This window comes from Streptomyces sp. NBC_00873 (assembly GCF_045207415.1).
In the GTDB taxonomy this organism is placed as follows: domain Bacteria; phylum Actinomycetota; class Actinomycetes; order Streptomycetales; family Streptomycetaceae; genus Streptomyces.
Genome location: NZ_CP108803.1, coordinates 7,599,660 through 7,620,846, shown reverse-complemented (window position 1 = coordinate 7,620,846; position 21,187 = coordinate 7,599,660). Strand labels below are relative to the sequence as shown.

Below are 21,187 nucleotides of genomic sequence, written 5' to 3'. Positions count from 1 at the left end.
ACACGATTATGCACTAGTGCAATGGAGTTGGCCATGCCGGACACCGCACCGCCGCAGACCACGGGCCCGGCGGCGGCAGCCCCGTACGAACCGACCGAGCGGACCGTCCCGACCCGTTCCCCGAAGCGGGCCTCGTACGACCGGAAGCTGGTCCACTCGATACTCGACGAGGCCTACCTCTGCCATCTCGGCTTCGTCCGCGACGGCGCACCGGTCGTCCTGCCCACGCTCTTCGGCCGGATCGGCGAGCGACTGTACGTACACGGCTCGACCGGCTCGCGGCCGCTTCGGCAGGCGGGCGAGACCACCCCCGGCCTGCCCGTCTGCCTCACGGTGACGCATGTCGACGGGCTGGTGCTGGCCCGCTCCGCCTTCCACCACTCGATCAACTACCGCTCCGTGGTGGTCCACGGCATCGCCCGCACGGTGACCGACCCGGAGGAGCGGCGTACCGCGCTCGACGCGATCGTCGACCATGTCGTCCCGGGCCGGACCGCGGACTCCCGCCCGGCAAACACCAAGGAGCTTGCCGCGACAGCCGTGATCCGGCTGGACCTCGACGAGGTGTCCGCAAAGGTGCGCACCGGCGGCCCGAACGACGATCCGGACGATCTCGCACTGCCGCACTGGGCGGGCGTCGTTCCGCTGTCCCGCGGCTACCGCGCGCCGCAGCCGTCGGACGACCTCGATCCGGCCATCGCGGTGCCCGACTATCTGACCGTTCTCTGATGCCCCGGGGGGCGGCCACCACCGGTGGCCGCCCCCGGCACAGTCAGGCGGGAACGGCCGCCCGGCGGCGGGCGCTCGCCGCACTGCGCGTCTCGGCGACGGCGAGTCCCGCCACCGCCGTGAGGAGCAGCAGCGTGCCGACCACCGTGGCCGCGGTGAGCTGCTCCCGGAGTACGACGACAGCGATGACCGCGGCGCTCACCGGTTCGAGCAGCATGATCACGGACACCGTAGCGGCCCGCACCACCGCAGCGCCCGCGAAGTAGAGGGCGTAGGCGAGCGCGGTAGGGACGGCCGCCACGTACACCAGCAGCCACACCACCTGGGCGGCGTCCGCGGTGTGCGGCACAAGCCCTTCCGCAGCCGCCATCGGCAGCAGCCCGAGCGCACCGATCCCGAAGGCCCACGCGCTGGTGGCGAGCGGGTCCGAACCGCCGCCGTCGCGGCCGAGCCACCGGGTCAGCAGGGTGATGGCGGCGTATCCGGAGGCGGAGAGCAGCGCCAGTGCGACCCCGGCAGGACGCACCGCAGCGCCTTCACCGCCGAGCACCAGCACGGCGAGCCCGGCGAGCGCGCCCAGCACCGCGGCGAGCCCCCCGCCGCCGAGCCGCTCCCCCATGGTCAGCCGCGCGCCGACGGCGATGAGTACGGGCCCGGCGCCGAGGGTGACGACGGTCCCGACCGCGAGACCGGTCGCTTCGACGGCCGCGAAGTACGCGCTCTGGAACAGGGTGAGGCCGACGCCGGTCCCGAGGATGCGCAGCAGACGACGCCGCCGTGACTCGGCGGGGACGACTGCGCGTCGTGGCCGCAGCACGAGCGCAGCGAGCAGCAGCACGAGACCGCCGGCGCAGCGCCAGAACGAGAGGGCGAGGGGACCGAGATCGCTGACCCGGAAGATCAGCGAGGCGGCAGCCCCTGCGGTCCCCCAGGCCACCCCGGCGACGATCAGATAGAACAGGCTCCGCCCGACGGGCAGGCGGGAAGCAGGATTCGGCACGTGCACTTCTCCTGAGGAAGACAGATGGTGGTCGCTCGGCTCGGCACGCGGGCAGCGACGATCCGCTCGGGGACTTCCCGAGCCCGGTCTTCGTCAGGAGTAGCGGCCCGCGTCAGGCGGCAGGCGGCGGAAGCACAGTCAGATGCATGACCGGCACATTACGTGGCGGCACGGCGGGCGGACAACTCACCCTCGACGGCATCCCGGCCCCCGTCCCCGCCCGGCCCCGACGCGACGGGTCCGGAGGGCGCCTTCGGCGTGGACGACTGGGCGATGAACGCACCGATCAGCACCATGGCGCCACCGATGAGCTGCGGCGCTGCGAGATGTTCCCCGAGCAGCACCCAGGCGAGCACGGTAGCGATGACCGCCTCCAGACAGGCGACGACACCCGCCACCGCAGGAGACAGCAGCCGCACCGAGATCACGCCGGTGACGTAGGCGATCACGGTGGCGAGCAGCACGATCCAGCCGAGCAGCAACCAAGCGGGAACCTCCGTGCCGTTCATGCCGGTGCTGCCGCCGAGGACCGACCAGTCCATCCCCCAGGGCCGCGCCACCACCGTGAGGACGGCTGCACCGATCAGCAGTCCGTACGCGATGACGCCGACCGGATGCGGAGGCTCCGCGTCCGCCGCCTTGTCCCCGCTCCCCGGATCGGAGAGGACGAAGTAGCCGACCTGGCAGCAGGCGGCACCGAGGGCAAGCAGCAGCCCGACGACATCGAAGCTCAGCCCGGACCACACCTCGACCACGCAGGCGAGACCGCCGACCGCGAGAACGACGCCGACCGCGGCGGCCCGGGTGACGGGACGGCGCTGCACGAACCGGACCCAGCCGAGGACGAGCGCGGGCGCCAGATATTCGACCAGCAGCGCGACACCGACGGGTATACGGGAGATCGCGGCGAAATAGCAGGCCTGGACGCCCGCGACGGCGAGCAGCCCGAAGCCCAGGAGCAGCACGGGACGGCTGCGTACGAGATCCCGGTGGCGCCACGCCACGGGAAGCATGACGAGGGCGGCGCCCGCCACCCGTAGCCACACCACATGGAGCGGGTCGAGCCCTGCCTCGATCAGCGGCTTGGCCGCCACCCCGGAACCACCGAATGCGAACGCCGAGGCCAGGGCTAGTCCCAGGCCGGCGCTTCTCCCCTGAGACGCGTGCATCGGCACATCATGACAGCTGCCGTCATGAGCGTCACCCCGGTGACCACTGTCGCGCGTAACACTCCGATACCACTATGGCCCCTGACCGGAGCACTACTGCATGCGCTCTCCGATCCGGGCGACGGCCAGGCCGTCCATGTAGTCGCGTACCCGCGTGATCAGTCCGTCCCGGATGTGGAGTATCAGCAGTCCGGGGTCGGGCTCGACGCCCTCCGCGACACCCCGGCCGACCACATCGCCGCCCTGCTGCGGCCCGCTCTCACAGCGCTGACGGAGCCACCGCAAGAAACGCCCGGCCCTCACAGCCCTGACAGAGCCGCCGCACCACCGCCATGTCGGGCCGGCAACGCCCTGACGGAAACCGCCACGCCGAGGCAGGCGCGTGACGAGAAGCCGTCAGTCCCCGCCCGGCGCATCCATGATCCGGCCGGCGAGCCGCACCGCATCGACGCCGGCCCGCTCCAGCACCTCGACAGCCCTGCATTCCGGGTCGTCGGCCAGTGCCGCGAGCAGATCGAGCCCGCCGGCCCGCACGTCCCCGCGCAGCTCCGCGCGCTCCCTGGCACCGGCCATCGCCGACAGAGCCGAGGGCGACCAGCCCTCCACCCCCGCGTCCCCTGCCCCGGCAGCCACCTGAGTAACGACCGGAACCGCGCCGGAGTCCTCCACGGTGCCCTGCCAGCGAAGCCCGTAACCGATGGAGCGCTGCACGAGGTAGCCGAGCACCTTCGCGAGCTCCGGTCCGCCCTCGAATGCGGTGCGGACCTCGGGATCCGACTCGATGAGGGAATGCAGCAGATGAGCCGTGTCGATCTGCCGGTCACCGTCACGCAGGGCGCGCCTGCGGGCACCCGTCACCACCGAGGCCAGCTCCACGGTGAGTCTGGCTCCGAGTTCAGCACGGTTCGGTGCGGGCTGCTGAGGAATCCGCGGCATCCGGTTTTGCACACCTCTCACCCCATCAGTCCCGGGGCGCCCGAGCATCCCCGGAAGGGCCCATTTACACATCCCGCCGAAGTTGGGGACACCAGAGCGGTTCCTCCTCCTTACGGATGAGATCTCGCTATTCGCGGATCCGATTGCCGGAAACGGCGCGCGCCGCCTTGCCCTGCACTCCGCGAGCCGCCCCGTACACGTCCCCCACATCACGCGTACGGCGGCCGGAAAGGAGCAACAGAAGTGAGCTGGTTGGCCGCCCTGCCGGCGATCGTCGGAACGGGGGCGCACCTACCGGGTCCACGGCCCCCGTGACGCCCTGCCCGCCGACCTGTTCCGGGCGGCGTTCCACTGCCACGACGACGGCCAGCACCCCGCACCTCCGACCGGTTCGACGTGGCGCCGATCTGGCGCACGAAGCGGACCCAGCAGATCTGACAGTTCATCAGTATTAAATGTTTTCGCTACTGCGGCTACGTTCCGCGACACCGTAACCCGACGAGAAGGGGTGGTCGCATGGCCGAAGTCAGTGCCGCAGCGCGTATCGAAGCGCCGGCCGAAAAGGTCTGGGCCCAGCTGACGGACTTCACCGCGTACGGCCAGTGGAACGCCACCCACACCAGCTTCCCCAAGGGCGGCCCGGCCACACTCGAACTCGCGGCCACCTACGAGGAGAACATGAAGCTCATGGGCTTCCCCGCCGAGGTGACCTGGACCGTGGCGGAGCTGGAGACCGCCCGGCTGCTGACCACCAAGGGCAAGGGGCCGATGGGCGTCGATCTGGCGATGCGCTACTCACTGACACCCGACGGCGATGCCACCACGGTCCGGATCGACGGAAAGTTCACCGGAGCCGCGGTCTCCCTGATGGCGGGCAAGCTCAAGGACTCGGCGACCGCGGCACTCGTCGAGTCGCTGCGCAAACTGGGCGGGCTGGTCGCCGCCTGACCACCACCGGACGAACGAAGGGCCCCGTGAATCCGCCCTCAGCCACAGGGCCCTTCGCACCACACCCGCCGGGACCACCCCTCGGGTCAGTGCTCGTCGGCAAGGATCAGATAGAGCTTCTTCCGGGCGTCATTGATCAGCGACAGCGCCTTCTGGCGCTGATCGGTCGAGCCGGTCTTCCAGACCTGGCCGAAGGCCTCCATCAGACCGAAGCCGGCCTGCCGGATCTCGTTGACGCTCTCCCAGTCGACCCCGCGCCCGACCTCTTCCCAGGGCGCGTCCGGCCCGGATGCCGCCTCGGTGCGGCCGGTGTCGGTGAGCGTGAACAGCTTCTTGCCGCCCTCGCTCGCGCTGACGATCAGCCCCTCGTCCTCCAGCAGCTGGAGGGTCGGGTAGACCGAACCGGGACTGGGCCGCCAGGCCCCGCCGCTGCGCTCGCCGATCTCCTGGATCATCTCGTACCCGTGCATCGGCCGGTCCTTCAGCAGCGCCAGGATCGAAGCGCGTACGTCACCGCGCCGCGCCCTCCCCCGGCCGCCACCGCGACCGCGCCCCCCACCGAACGGACCACCACCGAACGGGGGTCCGAACTGCCCGAATGCGGCACGGCGGCCCTCGAAGTCACCCCGACCGTGATGACCGGGCCCGCAGTGCCCATGTCCGTGCTCATGCTCGTGTCCATGTGAACGCATCGCTACGCTCCCTCCATCGCTGATCTGTCGCGATGCGTCAACGATATATCGGAACCGGTCTTACGGCAATCGCTTCGGAAGGGCCTTGCTTGCATACTTGCTCCGAGACGCACAGGACGAAGGCGATGCGACATGACTGCACCCGGCCCGGACCACGGCTACCTGCTCGACAACCGGCAGTCCGAGGCGGGCATCCGCTTCGGCGCCCTCGCCGAACTCTTCGACCCGGTGACCTTCCGGCATGTCGACCGGCTGGGCATCACCGCGGGCATGCGCTGCTGGGAGGTCGGAGCCGGCGGCCCCTCCGTTCCCGCCGGCCTGGCCGCGCGAGTCGGTCCGACCGGCGCGGTGGTCGCGACGGACATCGATGTGTCGTGGGCGCAGGGCGCCGCGGACGAAGTCGTCGAGGTACTGCGCCACGATGTCGCCGCCGATCCCCCGCCTCCCGGTGGCTTCGACCTGGTCCATGCCCGGCTGGTCCTGGTGCACGTCACTGACCGTGCCGAGGCGCTGCGCCGCATGATTCAGGCGCTGCGGCCCGGTGGTGTACTCCTCCTGGAGGACGCAGACCCCGGGTTGCAGCCGCTGCTGTGCCCGGACGAGTCGGGCCCCGAACAGCGCCTCGCCAATCGCCTCCGGTCAGGCTTCCGCGAACTCATGGCGGCCCGCGGTGCAGACCTCGCCTACGGCCGGACCTTGCCCCGGCTGCTGCGCGAGGCGGGTCTGGACGATGTGCAGGCCGATGCGTACTTCCCGATCACCTCCCCGGCGTGCACCGTGCTTGAGGCCGCCACCGTGCGCCAGATCCGCGACCGGCTCGTGACGTCGGGACTCGCCACCGACGAGGAGATCGACCGGCACCTGAAGAACGTCGCCACCGGACGCCTCGATCTGACCACCGCTCCGCTCGTCTCCGCGTGGGGACGCCGGCCGTAGCGCCCCTGGGAGACTCTCGGAATCCCGGGCCAGCCGCCTGGAATTGGCCTTGGTCCGCCGCTCTCCAGAACCTCTACGGTCATCCCATGAGGATCCGAATCGTCGACGCGTTCACCGACCGCCCCTTCACCGGCAACCCCGCAGCCGTCCTGCTCCTGGACTCCGACACCTTCCCCGCAGCCGACCGGCTCCAGCAGGTCGCTCTGGAGATGAACCTCTCCGAGACCGCCTTCGCGCACCCGCTGCCGCCGGGCGGAGAGGCGGACTGGGCGCTGCGCTGGTTCACCCCGGCCACCGAAGTGGACATGTGCGGGCACGCCACCCTCGCCACGGCCCACGTCCTGCGCACGACCGGAACGGCCGACGGAACGGTGCGTTTCGCCGCCCGCTGCGGGATCCTCACCTCCACTGCCCACTCGGACGGCTCACTCACACTCGACTTCCCCACAGCCCCGCTCGCGCCGGCCTCCACCCCGGCCGGACTGGCCGTCGCCCTGGGCGCGGAACCGCTGTCCGTCCACGACACCGGCGCCCACATCGGCGACCTCCTCGTCGAACTGGCCGACGAGGAGTCCGTACGCGGACTGACCCCGGACTTCGCCGGGCTGGCCGCCTGCTCACGGCGCGGCATCATCGCCACGGCCGCCGCCGAGGACCCGGCCCGTGGCTACGACTACGTCTCCCGCGGCTTCTTCCCCCGGGTCGGTATCGACGAGGACCCGGTCACCGGCAGCGCCCACACCGCGCTGGCCCCCTTCTGGTCGGCCCGGTTCGGCCGTGACGAGCTGACCGGCCTGCAGGCCTCCGCCCGTTCCGGCCTGGTCCGAACATCGCTGCGCGGCGACCGCACACTGCTGACGGGCAGCGCGGTGACAGTCGTCGACGGAGAACTGCTGACCACGTTCTGAGCGACGAGAGAGGGGGCGTACGCAATGATCGGTACGCCCCCTCCTTGCGCGCCACCCGCTCACGGCGTGGGCAGCCACCCCACCTTGCCGGCCAGCAGCGCGTATCCGACGAACGCCCCGATGTCGAGCAGCGCATGCGCCGCGACCAGGGGCCCGACGCGCCCCCAACGCCGGTACAGCAGCACGAAGACGACGCCCATCACCATGTTGCCGATGAACCCGCCGATCCCCTGATACAGGTGGTACGAGCCGCGCAGCACCGAACTCGCCACCAGGGCGGCCATCGGCGTCCACCCCAACTGTCCGAGTCTGCGCAGCAGATACCCGACGACGATCACTTCCTCCAGCACGGCGTTCTGGAGTGCGGAGAGGATCAGTACCGGGAACTTCCACCACACGTCGGGCAGCGACTCCGGAACCACCGTGAGATTGAAACCGGCGGCCCGCGCCACCAGATAGAAGGCCAGCCCGGCACTGCCGATGCCCGCCGCGATCACCGTGCCGCGCCCCAGGTCCGGCCCTGGTCTGGTCCGGTCGAAGCCGATGGCCCGCAGGCCCACACCCTCCCTGATCAGCAGATGCGCCACCAGCGCCACGGGGACCAGGGCCGTGGCGATGTCGAAGAGCTGCCAGGCGAGATCCAGCCATGGCCGTCCCGGGGCGTATGAACTGTTGAGCGTCGCGGCCTGATCCTTCAAACCCCCTGGTTTCGTCAGTGATCCGACAAAACTGATCAGGGCAGACACTCCGCTGGCACCCAGTGAGAGAGCCAGCACCAGCACCGTTTCGGACCGTAGGATCCGCCGTGACACAGCCTCTTGGGGACAAGAATCAGCCACGCGCCCCTCCGTCACCTGTACACCTGCCTTCAGTTGTGCATTCGCATCTCATCCCACTCCCCGTCCCGCCAGTGTCTCGAATGCAGGTACGAAGATCATGCGCGACCGGCCGGGGGACCACCATTGACGACGGTGTGGTCCTCCTTTTCCTTGTTCATCCTCAAGGAGGGGCACCACCGACATGGGACGTCACAGCTTGCCCGACGGCTGAGCGACGGATGACAGCGGGGACGGTTCTCCGCCGCGTCGCCGCACCGTTGTCATCGCCGCCATGCCCGTCCTCGCCGTGGCGGCAGGTACGGCAGCCGCGGTGCAGGGTGGCGTGCTGTCGTTCTCGAAGTCGTGCGAGGACTCCGCGGTACGGCTCACAGTGATGGCCTCGCCCGACATCGCCCCCGCCGTGCGCGCCGTCGCCGACAAGGCACGCACGGACGAAGAAGCTCGCCGCGCCGTTCGCCGCACTGCAACCGGTGCCGGACGGTGCGACGGGTCTGTACGACACCACGCCGACCGCCTACAAGGAGGTTCAGTCGACGTATGTGTAGGGCAAGCTCAACGCCGTCGTGATCCTCACCGACGGTTCGAACCAGGACGACAAATCCATCTCCCGCAGCGGGCTGATCGCGGAGCTCGAACGGATCGCCGACCCTGAGCGCCCGGTACCGCTCCTCGCCATCGCGGTCGGCCCCGAGGCCGACCGCCAGGAGGTGGCGGAGATGGGCAAGGTGACCGGTGGCGGCAAGTACCGGGTCAACGACCCTGCCGAGATCCAGGCGGTGATCCTGCAGGCAGTGATGACGGCCGGGCAGGCCGGCCGCGCGGCCCAGGAGTAGCCGTGCCCAGGCGGGCACCGGCCGGGGACGGCAGACACCGGGCGCGCCGCGGCACACCCACTACGACACGGGGAGACCCACCGGCCAGCTGTGCACCGGTTCGCCGGAATGCATCAACTCGGCGTACCGGCGGGTGGTGGCCGCGAGCGTCGCGTCCCGGCCGAGCCCGGCGTCCACCCCCCGGTGGTACGTGTCCACCTGCCAGGACGCCCCGTTCACCCGCCGTTTGCAGCGCTCCTCGATGACCCCGAGGTAGTGGTCGCGGTCCGCGGGCTCGATGTTCCAGGCGTCGAGCCCCGCCGCGGCCAGCGGCAGCAGTTCGTCCCGTACGAGCTTGACGGCCGCCACCCGCGTCAGCCCGCCCGACCGCCCCGGCCGGGGCCAGACCAGCTCGGTGTCGATGCCTCGGCGGCAGGCGGTGTCGAAGTTCTCGGCTGCCGCGGCGAACGGCAGCCTGGTCCACACCGGACGGGACTCCTCGGCGAGCGCCCGCACCAGGCCGTAGTAGAGCGCGGCATTGGCGATCACGTCGGTGACGGTCGGCCCGGCGGGCAGGACACGGTTCTCGACACGGAGATGGGGGACGCCGTCGGCCAGGCCGTACACCGGCCGGTTCCAGCGGTAGACCGTACCGTTGTGCAGCACGAGCTCCTGGAGTCCCGGCACGCCGCCCTCGTCGAGCACCCGCAGCGGGTCCTCCTCGTCGCAGATCGGGAGCAGCGGCGGGAAGTAGCGCAGGTTCTCCTCGAAAAGCTCGTACGCCGAGCTGATCCATCGCTCGCCGAACCAGGTTCTCGGGCGCACCCCCTGGTTCTGCAGTTCGGGCGGCCTGGTGTCGGTGGCCTGCTGGAAGAGCGGCGGCCGCGACTCCCGCCACAGCTCCCTGCCGAACAGAAAGGGCGAGTTGGCGCCGAGGGCGATCTGAACGGCGGCGACGGCCTGGGCGGCGTTCCACACGTCCGCGAAACGCGCCGGGGTGACCTGCAGATGCAGCTGGACCGATGTACAGGCCGCTTCGGGTGTGATCGAGGTGGAGGTGCAGACCAATCGCTCCACGCCTTCGATATCGAGGGCGAAATCCTCGCCGCGCGCCGCCACTATCTGATCGTTGAGCAGCGTGTAGCGGTCCACGTCCGAGAGGTTCGCCGCGACCAGGTCCGCGCTGCCGAGGGTCGGCAGTATTCCGATCATCATGATCCCGGCAGCGACCTCGCCCGCCTTCCGGTGCGCATATCCGAGACCGGTCCTGAGCTCCTCGGCCAGCTGATCGAAAACACGACCGGCCAGGTGATGCGGAACTATGTTCACTTCCAGATTGAACATCCCGAGTTCGGTCTGGAAATCACGGCTCGCGATCCGCTCGAGCACCTCCGCATTCATCATCCGGGGCAGGCCGTCCGAACCCGCCAGATTGAGCTCGATCTCCATGCCCATGAGGTTGCGGGGGCGGTCGAACCTCTGCTCCGCCAGGAGCCTCCCCAGCCCCTCCAGGCACAGGTGGAGTTTCCTCCGGTACCTCTGCCGATCGGACAGGTCAAAGGCGCCCGCCACGACCTTCTCCCCCATCGAAGCGTCCCTCCGCCAGTGGGCAGCCCGCGGCCCAGGCCGCTCGCGTCACGATCGATAATGCCCAGGGGAGGTGATCCATAACGCCCCCATGGACAGCGCGGACCCAGTAATCTGATGGCGGCCGTCCCGGGCACATTCCGACGGCACGCAGCACGGTGCAGTTTCCGTCGGCCGGCGGTGGTAAAAAGCCGACGCGATTCGGCCTACCGCGGCTGCAGAAAAACACCAGGCGGTGGCTGCGCGGCTCACCACGAATCAGCAGAATCTCCGCATAATAAAGTCTCGATACCGCCTTGCCGGCAATACCTGCGGCGGCTAGTGGAAACACCGCGTGAACACGTGTCGTATAAACTCCGCGGACGAGGCAGAGAGTTGACGCACCGGCCAAGTCACCGGCCTCCTCTGGCCCCGCACGCCGACAGCGCCGTCTGCACCCGCCCACGCATCACCGTGTCTCCGAAGTGAGAGGCGACCCACTATGCCGCTGCACGTTCCCCCGGCTCCCGCGCCTGCCCTGCGCAGCGTCCTCGCGGCACTCGGTTCACCCACCGCAGTCCTCGAGGCCCGCACCCCGGCTCTCCGGTCCGTCCAGGGACCTCTGAGCCCCGAACTCCCGCTCCCCGTCCATGTACTGGACCGGATCGGCCCGAGCGGGCTCGCGCCGCGCACCCGGCTGACCGCGTGGCGCTTCCTGATCCGCAGCTCGGAGCGGGCCGTCGCCGCGGCCGATACCATGCTCACCCCGGACGGCTGGGCCTTCTCGCACTTCTTGGAGGGCCCTTACATCGCATCGACCGAACTCGCCCTGCGCCAGACGGAGACGGTGACACCCCACTACCAGCCCCGCCTGCTGTCGATCCCGGAGCTCTACATGCTGACGCTGTGGTTGCACGAGGACATCAAGGCCGACCCGTCGGGTGGCACCCTCGCCCCCACCGATCTTCTGGTACCGCTGGCTCCCGCCCCACCGGGTATCGCGGCACACCGCCCGCACCGGGTCGCCGATCTGCTCCCCGTCATGACCCTGCGCATCACCCCCGGCCCCGGCCCCCTGCTCGGTTCACCCGCCTGACCCCGTCCCGCCTCCGGCACGCCGTACTGTGCCCCGTCGCCGTTTCCGGTGGCGGGGCACAGTGCTGCGGGACACGCAGCGCGGGACGGCGGGCGCCCCCGGTCCCATCCGGACTAGTCCGGTCCGGCCACCCCGAACCACCCGAAGGGACAGTGCAGTTGTATTGAACCGTCCGCCCGGGTGATGCGTCATGAGAGTAGGAGCAGCGCTGCCGCGAAATCCCTGCGGATTGGCGCCCGTGGGGCAACACTGGAACCGGACCGATAGATACGGGGGGGCGGCCATGAACACCTCATCAAGCCGCAGGACACTCACTACAACGCAGCGAAAGAACCCAGCCATGTGCCAGCACAAGCCACCCTGCCCGACCGCCGACTCAGCCGACCGGGAAGCCGCACGCCTGATGGCACACCACCCGGAACAGGGCTGGAGCCTGCTGTGCAACGGCGTCCTGCTCTTCGAGGACACCGGTGAGCTGCTCCCGGACGGGCAGATCATCGCTCCGCACCGGCCGCTGGACGCCGGCCGGGTGATGAAGGCCGCCTGACCGCGGCCCGTAAGAAATGGGGCCGGCCCGGAGAAGATCTCCGAACCGGCCCCGAGGCATGTCCGCGTCACACCCGAACGGGTGGGTCAGTTGTCGTACTCGTCCAGCGCCGGGCAGGAGCAGACGAGGTTGCGGTCACCGAACGCACCGTCGATCCGGCGCACCGGCGGCCAGTACTTGTCGGCGGCCGAGACTCCGGCCGGGAAGACGGCCGTCTCGCGGCTGTACGCGTGCGTCCACTCCCCGCCGAGCATGGCGGCGGTGTGCGGGGCGTTGGTCAGCGGGTTGTCGTCCGCACTCCATTCGCCGGAGGCCACCTTCTCGACCTCGCCGCGGATGGCGATCATCGTGTCGCAGAAGCGGTCGAGCTCGGCGAGGTTCTCGCTCTCGGTCGGCTCGATCATCAGCGTGCCCGCCACCGGGAACGACATGGTCGGCGAGTGGAAGCCGTAGTCGATCAGACGCTTGGCGATGTTGTCGACGCTGATCCCGGTCGCCTTGGAGATCGGCCGCAGATCCACGATGCACTCGTGCGCGACCAGACCGGCCGGGCCGTTGTACAGGATCGGGTAGTGCGGTTCCAGACGCTTGGCGATGTAGTTGGCCGCGAGTACGGCGACCTGCGTCGCGCGCTTGAGGCCCTCCCCGCCCATCAGGCGTACGTACGCCCAGGAGATCGGGAGAATACCGGCCGAGCCCCAGGGCGCGGCCGAGATCGGTCCGACACCGGTCTCGGGGCCCGCGGCGGGCTGCAGCGGGTGGTTCGGCAGGTACGGCGCCAGATGGGCGCGCACGCCGACCGGGCCGACACCGGGGCCACCGCCGCCGTGCGGGATGCAGAAGGTCTTGTGCAGGTTCAGGTGCGACACGTCGCCGCCGAACCGACCGGGCTTGGCAAGACCGACCAGTGCGTTGAGGTTGGCGCCGTCGACGTACACCTGACCGCCCGCATCGTGCACCTCGGCGCAGATGTCGGCGACGTGCTCCTCGAACACACCGTGCGTCGACGGGTACGTGATCATGAGCACGGCGAGCTCGTCGCGGTGCTTCTCGATCTTGGCGCGGAGGTCCTCGACGTCGACCTCACCGTCGTCGGCGGTCTTCACCACGACGACCTTCATGCCCGCCATCACGGCGCTCGCGGCGTTGGTGCCGTGCGCGGAGGACGGAATGAGGCAGACGGTCCGCTGCTCGTCGCCGTTGGCCCGGTGGTACGCACGCACGGCGAGCAGGCCCGCGAACTCGCCCTGCGAGCCCGCGTTCGGCTGGATGGAGACCGCGTCGTAGCCGGTGACCTCGGCGAGGCGCTCCTCCAGCTCACGGATCAGCGTGAGGTAGCCCTCCGCCTGTTCGGCCGGCGCGAACGGGTGCAGCGCACCGAACTCGGGCCAGGTGATCGACTCCATCTCGGTGGTCGCGTTCAGCTTCATGGTGCAGGAGCCGAGCGGGATCATGCCGCGGTCCAGCGCGTAGTCACGGTCGGCGAGCTTGCGCAGGTAGCGCAGCATCGCGGTCTCGGAGCGGTGCTGGTGGAAGACTGGATGGGTGAGGATCTCGCCGGTGCGCAGCAGGGACTCGGGCAGCGCGTCGGCGGCAGCGGCGTCCAGCGCCTCGATGTCACCGTCGGCGCCGAAGGCGGCCCAGACGGCGGCGAGCTGCGCACGCGTGGTGGTCTCGTCGCAGGCGAGGGAGACCCGGTCGGCGTTGACAAGACGCAGGTTGACCCCGCGGTCGCGGGCGTCGGCCACGACATCCGCTGCCTTGCCGGGGACACGCACAGTGAGCGTGTCGAAGTAGGCGCCGGTCTCGACGTCGACCCCGGCCGCGCGCAGGCCCTCGGCCAGGATCGTGGCGTAGCGGTGGGTGCGCTGCGCGATCATCCGCAAGCCGTCGGGGCCGTGGTAGACCGCGTACATCCCGGCCATCACGGCGAGCAGCACCTGCGCGGTACAGATGTTGCTGGTGGCCTTCTCGCGACGGATGTGCTGCTCGCGGGTCTGCAGGGCGAGCCGGTACGCCTTGTTGCCGTCCGCGTCGACGGAGACACCGACGAGGCGGCCGGGCAAGCTGCGGGCGAACTTCTCGCGTACGGCCATGAAGCCAGCGTGCGGTCCACCGAAGCCCATCGGGACACCGAAGCGCTGCGTGGTGCCGACGGCGATGTCCGCGCCGAGGTCACCGGGCGAGGTCAGCAGGGTCAGGGCGAGCAGGTCGGCGGCGACGGTGACGATCGCGCCGAGCTCGTGGGCCTGCTCTATGAAGGGCTTGATGTCGCGGACGGCGCCGGAGGCACCGGGGTACTGGAGCAGCACGCCGAAGACACCGCGCCCGGCGATCTCAGCGGGGATACCCGCGGCGAGATCGGCGACGACGACCTCGACACCGGTCGGCTCGGCGCGGGTCTCGATCACGGCAATGGTCTGGGGCAGGGTGTCGGAGTCGACCAGGAAGACTCCGTCCTTGACCTTGCCGACGCGTCGGGCGAGCGCCATGGCCTCGGCAGCGGCGGTGCCCTCGTCGAGCAGCGAGGCGCCGGAGGTGGGCAGCCCGGTGAGCTCGGCGACCATCGTCTGGAAGTTGAGGAGCGCCTCCAGGCGGCCTTGCGAGATCTCCGGCTGGTACGGCGTGTAGGCCGTGTACCAGGCGGGATTCTCCATGACGTTGCGGAGGATCACCGGCGGGGTGAACGTGCCGTAGTAGCCGAGCCCGATCATCGGGGCGAGCACCTGGTTGCGGTCGGCCAGGGTGCGGAGCTCGGCAAGGACCTCGGCCTCGGTACGGGCCGACGGCAGCTGCAGCGCCTCCGCACTCTTGATCACATCGGGCACTGCGGCCGCGGTGAGGTCGTCGAGCGAGCCGTAACCGACCTGGGCGAGCATCTTCGCCTGCGCCTCGGCATCGGGGCCGATGTGGCGCTGCTCGAAGGGGATGCCCTGCTCCAGCTGGGAGAGCGGAGTGCGACGGGGGGTCATGGTGGAGGCCTCCTGGTCTGTCACGACCTGCGAGGGGCACCACGGCGCGGGTGCCCGGACGGCCTCCCCCTCTGTCATCTCAACCTGAGAGCTTCACCGGTGCGCCCTGAGGCATACCGGCTTTCACCGTCGGTGAGGGAGGGATCCGTCCCGGCTGCTGCCGCCACGAAACCCGCCCTGCTTTCCAGAGTGACCTCGTCCGTGCGGTACGGGGGCCTGAGAGATTCCGGGGAGGATTTGCTCCTTCGGCGCCTGCCGGATGTGCTCCGGAAGACTCTCCCGCACGGGGTCAGCAGCCATCACCAGCCTACCAGCGGGGCTCGCGACGGAATTCTCAAGTGGCCGACAGCCCGAATCTGCACTTTCGTAGTGCCTGTGGAGTAGCCGCGACCAATGGGAGGGACCGTGCAGACCGACATCGATCCGCGCAACCTGATCGGCCGCAAGGCATTCGACCGCAAGGGCACCAAGATCGGAACTGTGGACGAGGTGTACCTCGACGACGCGACCGGCATACCCGAGTGGGCAGCCGTGCGTACCGGACTGTTCAGCAGGGACGCCTTCGTGCCGCTCGAGCCCAGCGAATTCGTCGACGACGTGCTCCGGATCCCCTTCGACCGTGCGCTGATCAAGGACGCACCCGACTTCGGCGTGGGCCGCCATCTCTCGCCGGAACAGGAGCTTCAGCTCTACCGGCACTACGGTCTGGACTCGCCGCCCGACGAGCCGGGCCCGGACCGGGACTTCGGCAGGCTGGCCGGCCAGGACGAGTAGTCCGCCGGATCACTCACCAGCGGGAGCGGATCGGCCGGCTGCAGCTCCGGATCGTCGACACGGAACGTCCGCACCCGGCCGGGCGGTGACTCGGGTTCCTCGAACCGCACGGTCACCCGGCCCACTCCACTGCCCTGCACCCAGCCGTGGCCGAAGGTGTCATGGCATACGTCGTGCCCGGCGGGCCAGCGCCGGGCCGCGAGCTGTTCGGCGGTCTCCTGCTCCTGCACCCCGTCCGCCGGCTCGTCCCCGTGGCCGCCCGCGCGCTGTTCCTCACTGGCCGGGACCTCGAGCGCGGCCCGCTCACCGGCTGCCTGGGCGAAGAGATCCTCCTGCGTGTAGTCGGCGAGCCCAGTGACGCCCACCCCGAGCAGCCGCACCCCTCCGGTGGTGTCCACAGCCTCCAGGAGCCGCGCGGCGGCCTCTCTGACCACTGTGGGGTCGTCCGTCGGCCCCCGGAGCGTCTCGGACCGCGTGAGCGTCGAAAAGTCGTATCTGCGCACCTTCAGCACCACGGTGCGTCCCGAGCGCTCCGCGGCCCGCAGCCGCTGGACACAACGGTCCGCCAGGCGCTCGACCTCCGTCCTGACCCGGATCCGGTCGTGCAGATCCATGTCGAAGGTGTCCTCGACCGACACCGACTTGGCGTCTCGCTCGGCCACGACGGGGCGGTCGTCGTACCCGAGGGCCATGCGATGCAGCGCGACGCCGTGCGCCTTCCCCAGCAGCCGCACGAGCTCCGCCTCGCCGGCCGTGGCCAGGTCGTCGACCGTGGTCATCCCGGCCCGCCGCAGATGGTCCCCGGTGGCGGGGCCCACGCCGGGGAGGATCCGTACGGACATCGGGGCGAGCAGTTCCCGTTCGGTCCCCGGCTCGATGACCAGCAGCCCGTTCGGTTTCGCCTCCTCCGAGGCGATCTTGGCCAGCATCTTGGAGCCCGCGAGGCCGACCGAGCCGGTGAGTCCGGTGACGGCTCTGATGGCGTCGCGCAGCTGCTCGCCGATGGCCCGCGCCGAGGCGGTGTCGTCGGCCGCCCCACCGGCCTCCAGATCGACGAACGCCTCGTCCAGGCTGAGCGGCTCCACCAGTGGTGACAGCTGCCCCAGCAACCCCATCACCTGGTCGCTCACCGTCCGGTACAGGGTGAAGCGGGGCACCAGATAGGCGGCATTGGGCGCCAGCCGCCGGGCCTGCGCGGTCGGCATCGCCGAGTGCACCCCGAAGCGCCGCGCCTCGTAGGAAGCGGTGGCGACGACCCCACGGGGTCCGAGCCCGCCGACCACGACCGGTTTGCCGCGCAGGCTCGGTTTCGCCGCCTGCTCGGCCGAGGCGTAGAAGGCATCCATGTCCAGATGCAGGATGGTGGGCGCGGCTCTCACATCAACCGATGCTGCCCTACGGCACTGACAATCGCCGCGCCCCCGTTCCGCGGCCCGTCAGACGACGCGGTTGCGCCGCCGTGCGAGCTCGTCGGTGGGGTTGTTGCCGATCAGCGTCTCGCCCGTGTCCACCCGCTCACCGTGCAGCTGCGACAGTGCGGCGTCGACATCCCGCCAGACCACACCGACGGCGATGCCGAAGACCCCCTGGCCCCCCTGGAGCAGATCCACGACCTCGTCGGGCGAGGAGCACTCGTAGACGGTCGCGCCGTCGCTCATGAGCGTCATCCGCTCAAGATCCTGGAAGCCCCTGGCCCGCAGATGCTGGACCGTGGTGCGGATGTTCTGCAGGGCGACGCCCGTGTCGAGAAAGCGCTTCACGATCTTCAGCAGGACGACGTCCCTGAAGCTGTAGAGGCGCTGCGTGCCCGATCCGTAGGCAGGCCGCACGCTCGGCTCGACGAGCCCGGTGCGTGCCCAGTAGTCGAGCTGCCGATAGGTGATCCCCGCCGCCGCGCACGCCGTCGGCCCGCGATAGCCGATGTCGCCGACCGCTGCCGCCCCGTCCCCCGCCATCGCCGCCGGTTGAACCGGTTGCCTGATGGTGCGGTCGGCTGTACTTCCGTGCTGCCGGTACGGCCCACCCGCTGCCGTACCGTCGCCGCTTCTTCTCACGCCGACCTCCGTCCTTGACCTGCCATCTCGAAGGTAGGCAGTCGCTTGGGGTGCGTCAACGATCGCCACACTCGGCACGCCGAGTGATAATCACCCGGAGGGTGGTTTGCCGTGTCCCGTTCCCGGGAAAGGCTTGTCGAATGCGCTGACGGCGACCCTGCTGGACGGTCACTGGCTGTTGGTACCGAAGTCCTCCGGCGAGATCTGGTCGAGGAACTCCCGGAACTTCTCGACCTCGTCCTCCTGCTCGTCAGGGATGGAGATCCCCGCGTCGTCGAGCACCCCGTCACTGCCGTAGATCGGCGTGCCTGTGCGCAGCGCGAGCGCTATGGCGTCGGACGGTCGCGCGCTCACCTCGACCCCGCCGGCGAAGACCAGCTCCGCGTAGAAGACCCCTTCCCTGAGGTCCGTGATGCGGACCTCGGTGAGCTCCTGGCCCAGGGCCTCGAGCACATCCTTGAAGAGATCATGGGTCAGCGGCCTGGCCGGAGCCATGCCCTGCTGGGCAAAGGCGATCGCGGTCGCCTCACCAGGACCGATCCAAATAGGGAGGTACCGGTCGCCTCCCACTTCACGCAGGAGCACGATCGGTTGGTTGGAGGGCATTTCCACCCGGACACCCACAACGTCGAGCTCGTTCACACAGCAACCCTAGGACGTGCTCGGCAGGTTTGGGTAGTCGGGCTCCCCCGTGATCAGTGGAGCCGGATCCGCAGAGCGGTCTGCACAAGGGCCGAATGAAGCCGTACAGAGAGCTCCGCGAGCTCCTTCACCTTGGCCTCCGCATGGGCTCTGGTCTGCGGATTCCGGTGTCGGCGCAGTGGCGCGACCACCTGCTCGATCAGGCCGGCCTCGCGTTCCGCAGCCCCGCGCATCGCCCGCAGATGACGCGGTTCCAGACCGAATCGACCCAGATCCGCCACAAGTTTGGCAACGGTCACCGTCTCGGCGTCGTAGCCACCCTCCGCCGTCGGAGCGATGAGCCCGTACGACTCCCACTCCTTGAGCTCGCTCTCGGTGACCTCGGCGGCGGCCAGGAGCTCCGCACGCCCGATACGGGCCGCGGTGGCCCGCCAGGACTCGCCGTCCCAGGAACCGTCGCTCAGGTCCCGTGGACCCCCCTCGGCCGGCAGGGACACCTGCTCGCCGCGGGCCAGGGCGTCCAGGTGCTCGCGGATGACCTTGAGCGGAAGATAGTGGTCCCGCTGCATCCGCAGCACCTGCCCCAGCCGCTCGACGTCTTCGGGGCGGAATTTGCGGTAGCCGGAGGGGGTCCGCTGCGGCTCGACGAGCCCCTCGGCCTCCAGGAAGCGAATCTTGGAGATGGTGACTTCGGGAAATTCGTCCCGCAGCTGCAGGAGCACCGTACCGATGCTCATGGCCCGGTCGTCGGCGGCGGCGGTGCCGTGACCGGCACCGCCCGTCGGTGTTCTCAGCATGGACCTTCCCTGACGGGTCAGATGCCCCGCTGGCTTGCGTAGAAGACCAGCCGGTACTTCCCGATCTGCACTTCGTCGCCGTTGGACAGCGCGACGGAGTCGATGCGCTCACGATTGACGTACGTGCCGTTGAGGCTGCCGACATCCCCGACCGTGAAGCTGCCGTCGGGGCTCCGGCGGAACTCCACGTGACGGCGGGAGACCGTCACGTCATCGAGGAAGATGTCGCTCTGCGGGTGGCGGCCGGCCGTCGTCAGCTCGCTGTCCAACAGGAAGCGGCTGCCGGAGTTCGGACCGCGGCGCACCACCAGGAGCGCCGAGCCGAGCGGCAGGGCGTCGACGGCGGCCTGGGCCTCCGGTGAGAGGGAGGGCAAGGACGTCTGGCCCGTCGCCTCCGCCTCGTACGCCTCAAGACCGGAGATGGAGATGGTCGACGTCGTCTCCGAAGGACGCTCCGAAGACGCGCCTCCCCGAAGCGGCGCACCGCAGTTGGAACAGAAACGACTGGCCTCGGCGTTGCGATGGCCGCACCTCGTACAGACCGGCATGGACCCAAACCCTCCACCCGTACTTGAGGTTGATGGATCCCCGAAACCTATGCGGCCCGGACCGGCAGGGTCAACAGACGACGCGCCGGTTCCACCCGAAATGTCACCGCCCGGACCCGACACCTCGTCACGGAAGAGCGGGCGATCAGCGCCCTGCTCCTCGGCCTGGCCATGGCGCGGTGCGCGATGACGGGCCGCGTCATCGCGGGCGCTCTTGCCGAACAACTTCGCAAACAACTTCACGGGCGATTCCCCTTGACCGAAACAGACCCGCCCGTGGGGCAGGACGAACCCTGAATGAACACACCTGCCGACCCGGACATCTTCACAACGTCCGTATCCACTCGACAGTTTCCACCACGCGCCACCATTACGATGCGGCGACCCCCCGCAACCTCTTGCCCGTGTCCTCCGAGCCCCGTGTCCGGCGCCCTCACCGGGATGACGACCGAGCGTAGTCAGGCCGCTCCGCAGGTCGCAAGGCGTCCACGACGATGTCGTCCGCCTGCGCCACATGCACGGTCGCCTGCTCCTTCTCCAGCGTCTGCACGACACCACCGGGAATGTTCAGTGCCGGCTCCAGATCCTGCGGTTTGCCGATCACCTTGAAGACGTACGGTGAGGAGATGGACCGGTCGTCGACCTTGATGGCGCCACCGTCGCCGGAGAAGTACGTATTGGCCGCCACCCTCACCCCGTTGACCTCAATCGCCTCCGCTCCGGCCGCACGCAGCTCCTGGAGGGCGTCGAGCAGCATGTCTGCCTGCACCGCGTCACCCGGATCGTTGACCGTGAGCGTGATCCCGGGCCCGTGTGCCGCCACGGTGCCCGCGAGGATACCGAGTTGCCGTTCCTTCTCCACGGTCTGCTTACGGGCCTCCTCAGCCTGGTCCGAGCTGTTCTCCAGCTCTGTACGCTGATCGTCCAGACGCTGCTTCTCATCCTCAAGACGCTGCGTACGGTCATCGAGTTCATCGAGAATCCGGACCAGATCCTCCTGGCGGGCACCGCGCAGTGCGCTGTTGTCACTGTTCGACCGCACCTGGATCGCCAGACCCAGCCCCAGGACGAACAGCAGCAGCGCCACGATGAGTTGCGCACGGGTGACCCGGGGCGGCCACAGCCCGGCGATCAACCGCTGGCGCCCGGTGAGCTGCTCGGGCATGTCGGCCTGCTGCTCGCCAGTACGCTCCTGGTCACGGGGAAGCTCTTCGTTGCTCAT

22 protein-coding genes, 1 pseudogene and 1 riboswitch are annotated in these 21,187 nt (G+C 69.5%); of the genes and pseudogenes, 8 read left to right on the top strand and 15 right to left on the bottom strand.

From position 1 onward, the window contains the following. Positions 1-33 precede the first annotated feature (33 nt). The gene (locus tag OH809_RS35175; RefSeq protein WP_406417472.1) at positions 34-729 is read left to right on the top strand and encodes a pyridoxamine 5'-phosphate oxidase family protein; all 696 of its coding nucleotides are present in this window, start codon (positions 34-36) and stop codon (positions 727-729) included. Positions 730-772: 43 nt separating this feature from the next. On the opposite strand, the gene OH809_RS35170 is transcribed toward OH809_RS35175, so the two are convergent. From OH809_RS35170 to OH809_RS35155, 4 genes are all read right to left on the bottom strand, one after another. Beyond that, positions 773-1,729, bottom strand: a complete 957-nt coding sequence (locus OH809_RS35170; RefSeq protein ID WP_406417473.1) for a DMT family transporter — start codon at positions 1,727-1,729, stop codon at positions 773-775. A gap of 158 nt (positions 1,730-1,887) precedes the next feature. After that, a complete protein-coding gene (locus tag OH809_RS35165; RefSeq protein WP_406417475.1) occupies positions 1,888-2,898 on the bottom strand; it encodes an EamA family transporter in 1,011 nt (336 codons plus the stop codon). Between the two features lie 93 nt (positions 2,899-2,991). Beyond that, positions 2,992-3,183 carry a hypothetical protein gene (locus tag OH809_RS35160; protein WP_406417477.1) on the bottom strand — a complete coding sequence of 64 codons (192 nt, stop codon included), beginning with the start codon at positions 3,181-3,183 and terminating at the stop codon, positions 2,992-2,994. Positions 3,184-3,294: 111 nt separating this feature from the next. Further along, positions 3,295-3,846: a Clp protease N-terminal domain-containing protein gene (locus OH809_RS35155; RefSeq protein WP_406424806.1), complete on the bottom strand. Its 552-nt coding sequence runs from the start codon at positions 3,844-3,846 to the stop codon at positions 3,295-3,297. A gap of 504 nt (positions 3,847-4,350) precedes the next feature. Here OH809_RS35155 and OH809_RS35150 point away from each other — a divergent pair. Continuing rightward, on the top strand, positions 4,351-4,782 hold the full coding sequence (locus tag OH809_RS35150; protein WP_406417479.1) for an SRPBCC family protein: 432 nt from the start codon (positions 4,351-4,353) through the stop codon (positions 4,780-4,782). 86 nt (positions 4,783-4,868) lie between these two features. Here the strand turns inward: OH809_RS35150 and OH809_RS35145 are convergent, their stop codons facing one another. Beyond that, the gene (locus tag OH809_RS35145) at positions 4,869-5,474 is read right to left on the bottom strand and encodes a PadR family transcriptional regulator (RefSeq protein WP_406417481.1); all 606 of its coding nucleotides are present in this window, start codon (positions 5,472-5,474) and stop codon (positions 4,869-4,871) included. Positions 5,475-5,606: 132 nt separating this feature from the next. Between OH809_RS35145 and OH809_RS35140 the strand changes: the two genes are divergently transcribed. Together OH809_RS35140 and OH809_RS35135 are read left to right on the top strand one after the other, a co-directional pair. Next, the gene (locus OH809_RS35140; RefSeq protein ID WP_406417482.1) at positions 5,607-6,410 is read left to right on the top strand and encodes a class I SAM-dependent methyltransferase; all 804 of its coding nucleotides are present in this window, start codon (positions 5,607-5,609) and stop codon (positions 6,408-6,410) included. A gap of 86 nt (positions 6,411-6,496) precedes the next feature. Further along, positions 6,497-7,318 (top strand): PhzF family phenazine biosynthesis protein, encoded by an 822-nt coding sequence (locus tag OH809_RS35135; RefSeq protein ID WP_406417484.1) that lies wholly within the window; start codon positions 6,497-6,499, stop codon positions 7,316-7,318. A 59-nt stretch (positions 7,319-7,377) separates the two neighbouring features. On the opposite strand, the gene OH809_RS35130 is transcribed toward OH809_RS35135, so the two are convergent. Both OH809_RS35130 and OH809_RS35125 read right to left on the bottom strand, forming a co-directional pair. Further along, positions 7,378-8,157, bottom strand: coding sequence for a CPBP family intramembrane glutamic endopeptidase (locus OH809_RS35130; RefSeq protein WP_406417486.1), 780 nt, complete (start codon positions 8,155-8,157; stop codon positions 7,378-7,380). A gap of 189 nt (positions 8,158-8,346) precedes the next feature. Then, a complete protein-coding gene (locus OH809_RS35125) occupies positions 8,347-8,586 on the bottom strand; it encodes a hypothetical protein (protein WP_406417488.1) in 240 nt (79 codons plus the stop codon). 5 nt (positions 8,587-8,591) lie between these two features. Here OH809_RS35125 and OH809_RS35120 point away from each other — a divergent pair. After that, a pseudogene (locus OH809_RS35120) lies at positions 8,592-8,990 on the top strand (hypothetical protein); the annotation flags it as partial. 60 nt (positions 8,991-9,050) lie between these two features. Here the strand turns inward: OH809_RS35120 and OH809_RS35115 are convergent. After that, on the bottom strand, positions 9,051-10,556 hold the full coding sequence (locus OH809_RS35115; RefSeq protein ID WP_406417489.1) for a glutamate-cysteine ligase family protein: 1,506 nt from the start codon (positions 10,554-10,556) through the stop codon (positions 9,051-9,053). Between the two features lie 481 nt (positions 10,557-11,037). On the opposite strand from OH809_RS35115, the gene OH809_RS35110 reads away from it, so the two are divergent. Together OH809_RS35110 and OH809_RS35105 are read left to right on the top strand one after the other, a co-directional pair. Further along, positions 11,038-11,631: a hypothetical protein gene (locus OH809_RS35110; RefSeq protein WP_406417490.1), complete on the top strand. Its 594-nt coding sequence runs from the start codon at positions 11,038-11,040 to the stop codon at positions 11,629-11,631. 340 nt (positions 11,632-11,971) lie between these two features. After that, positions 11,972-12,178 (top strand): DUF5999 family protein, encoded by a 207-nt coding sequence (locus OH809_RS35105; protein ID WP_323135913.1) that lies wholly within the window; start codon positions 11,972-11,974, stop codon positions 12,176-12,178. An 86-nt stretch (positions 12,179-12,264) separates the two neighbouring features. Here OH809_RS35105 and gcvP read toward each other — a convergent pair whose 3' ends face one another. Beyond that, a complete protein-coding gene (gene gcvP, locus OH809_RS35100; RefSeq protein WP_406516035.1) occupies positions 12,265-15,150 on the bottom strand; it encodes an aminomethyl-transferring glycine dehydrogenase in 2,886 nt (961 codons plus the stop codon). 194 nt (positions 15,151-15,344) lie between these two features. Next, positions 15,345-15,442, bottom strand: a riboswitch (glycine riboswitch). A gap of 101 nt (positions 15,443-15,543) precedes the next feature. Here gcvP and OH809_RS35095 point away from each other — a divergent pair. Next, complete coding sequence (locus tag OH809_RS35095; protein WP_406417494.1) at positions 15,544-15,924, top strand: PRC-barrel domain-containing protein; 381 nt, start codon at positions 15,544-15,546, stop codon at positions 15,922-15,924. On the opposite strand, the gene OH809_RS35090 is transcribed toward OH809_RS35095, so the two are convergent. The 6 genes from OH809_RS35090 to OH809_RS35065 form a co-directional block, all read right to left on the bottom strand. Beyond that, the gene (locus tag OH809_RS35090; RefSeq protein WP_406417496.1) at positions 15,849-17,303 is read right to left on the bottom strand and encodes a DNA polymerase IV; all 1,455 of its coding nucleotides are present in this window, start codon (positions 17,301-17,303) and stop codon (positions 15,849-15,851) included. The genes OH809_RS35095 and OH809_RS35090 overlap by 76 nt on opposite strands. Before the next feature lie 57 nt (positions 17,304-17,360). Continuing rightward, positions 17,361-17,978 carry a MerR family transcriptional regulator gene (locus OH809_RS35085; RefSeq protein WP_406417498.1) on the bottom strand — a complete coding sequence of 206 codons (618 nt, stop codon included), beginning with the start codon at positions 17,976-17,978 and terminating at the stop codon, positions 17,361-17,363. Positions 17,979-18,146: 168 nt separating this feature from the next. Then, the gene (locus OH809_RS35080) at positions 18,147-18,620 is read right to left on the bottom strand and encodes a bifunctional nuclease family protein (RefSeq protein WP_037690563.1); all 474 of its coding nucleotides are present in this window, start codon (positions 18,618-18,620) and stop codon (positions 18,147-18,149) included. A 53-nt stretch (positions 18,621-18,673) separates the two neighbouring features. After that, positions 18,674-19,417 (bottom strand): MerR family transcriptional regulator, encoded by a 744-nt coding sequence (locus OH809_RS35075; protein ID WP_406417500.1) that lies wholly within the window; start codon positions 19,415-19,417, stop codon positions 18,674-18,676. 17 nt (positions 19,418-19,434) lie between these two features. Then, positions 19,435-20,208 (bottom strand): FHA domain-containing protein, encoded by a 774-nt coding sequence (locus tag OH809_RS35070; protein WP_406417501.1) that lies wholly within the window; start codon positions 20,206-20,208, stop codon positions 19,435-19,437. Positions 20,209-20,398: 190 nt separating this feature from the next. After that, complete coding sequence (locus OH809_RS35065; RefSeq protein WP_406417503.1) at positions 20,399-21,187, bottom strand: DUF881 domain-containing protein; 789 nt, start codon at positions 21,185-21,187, stop codon at positions 20,399-20,401.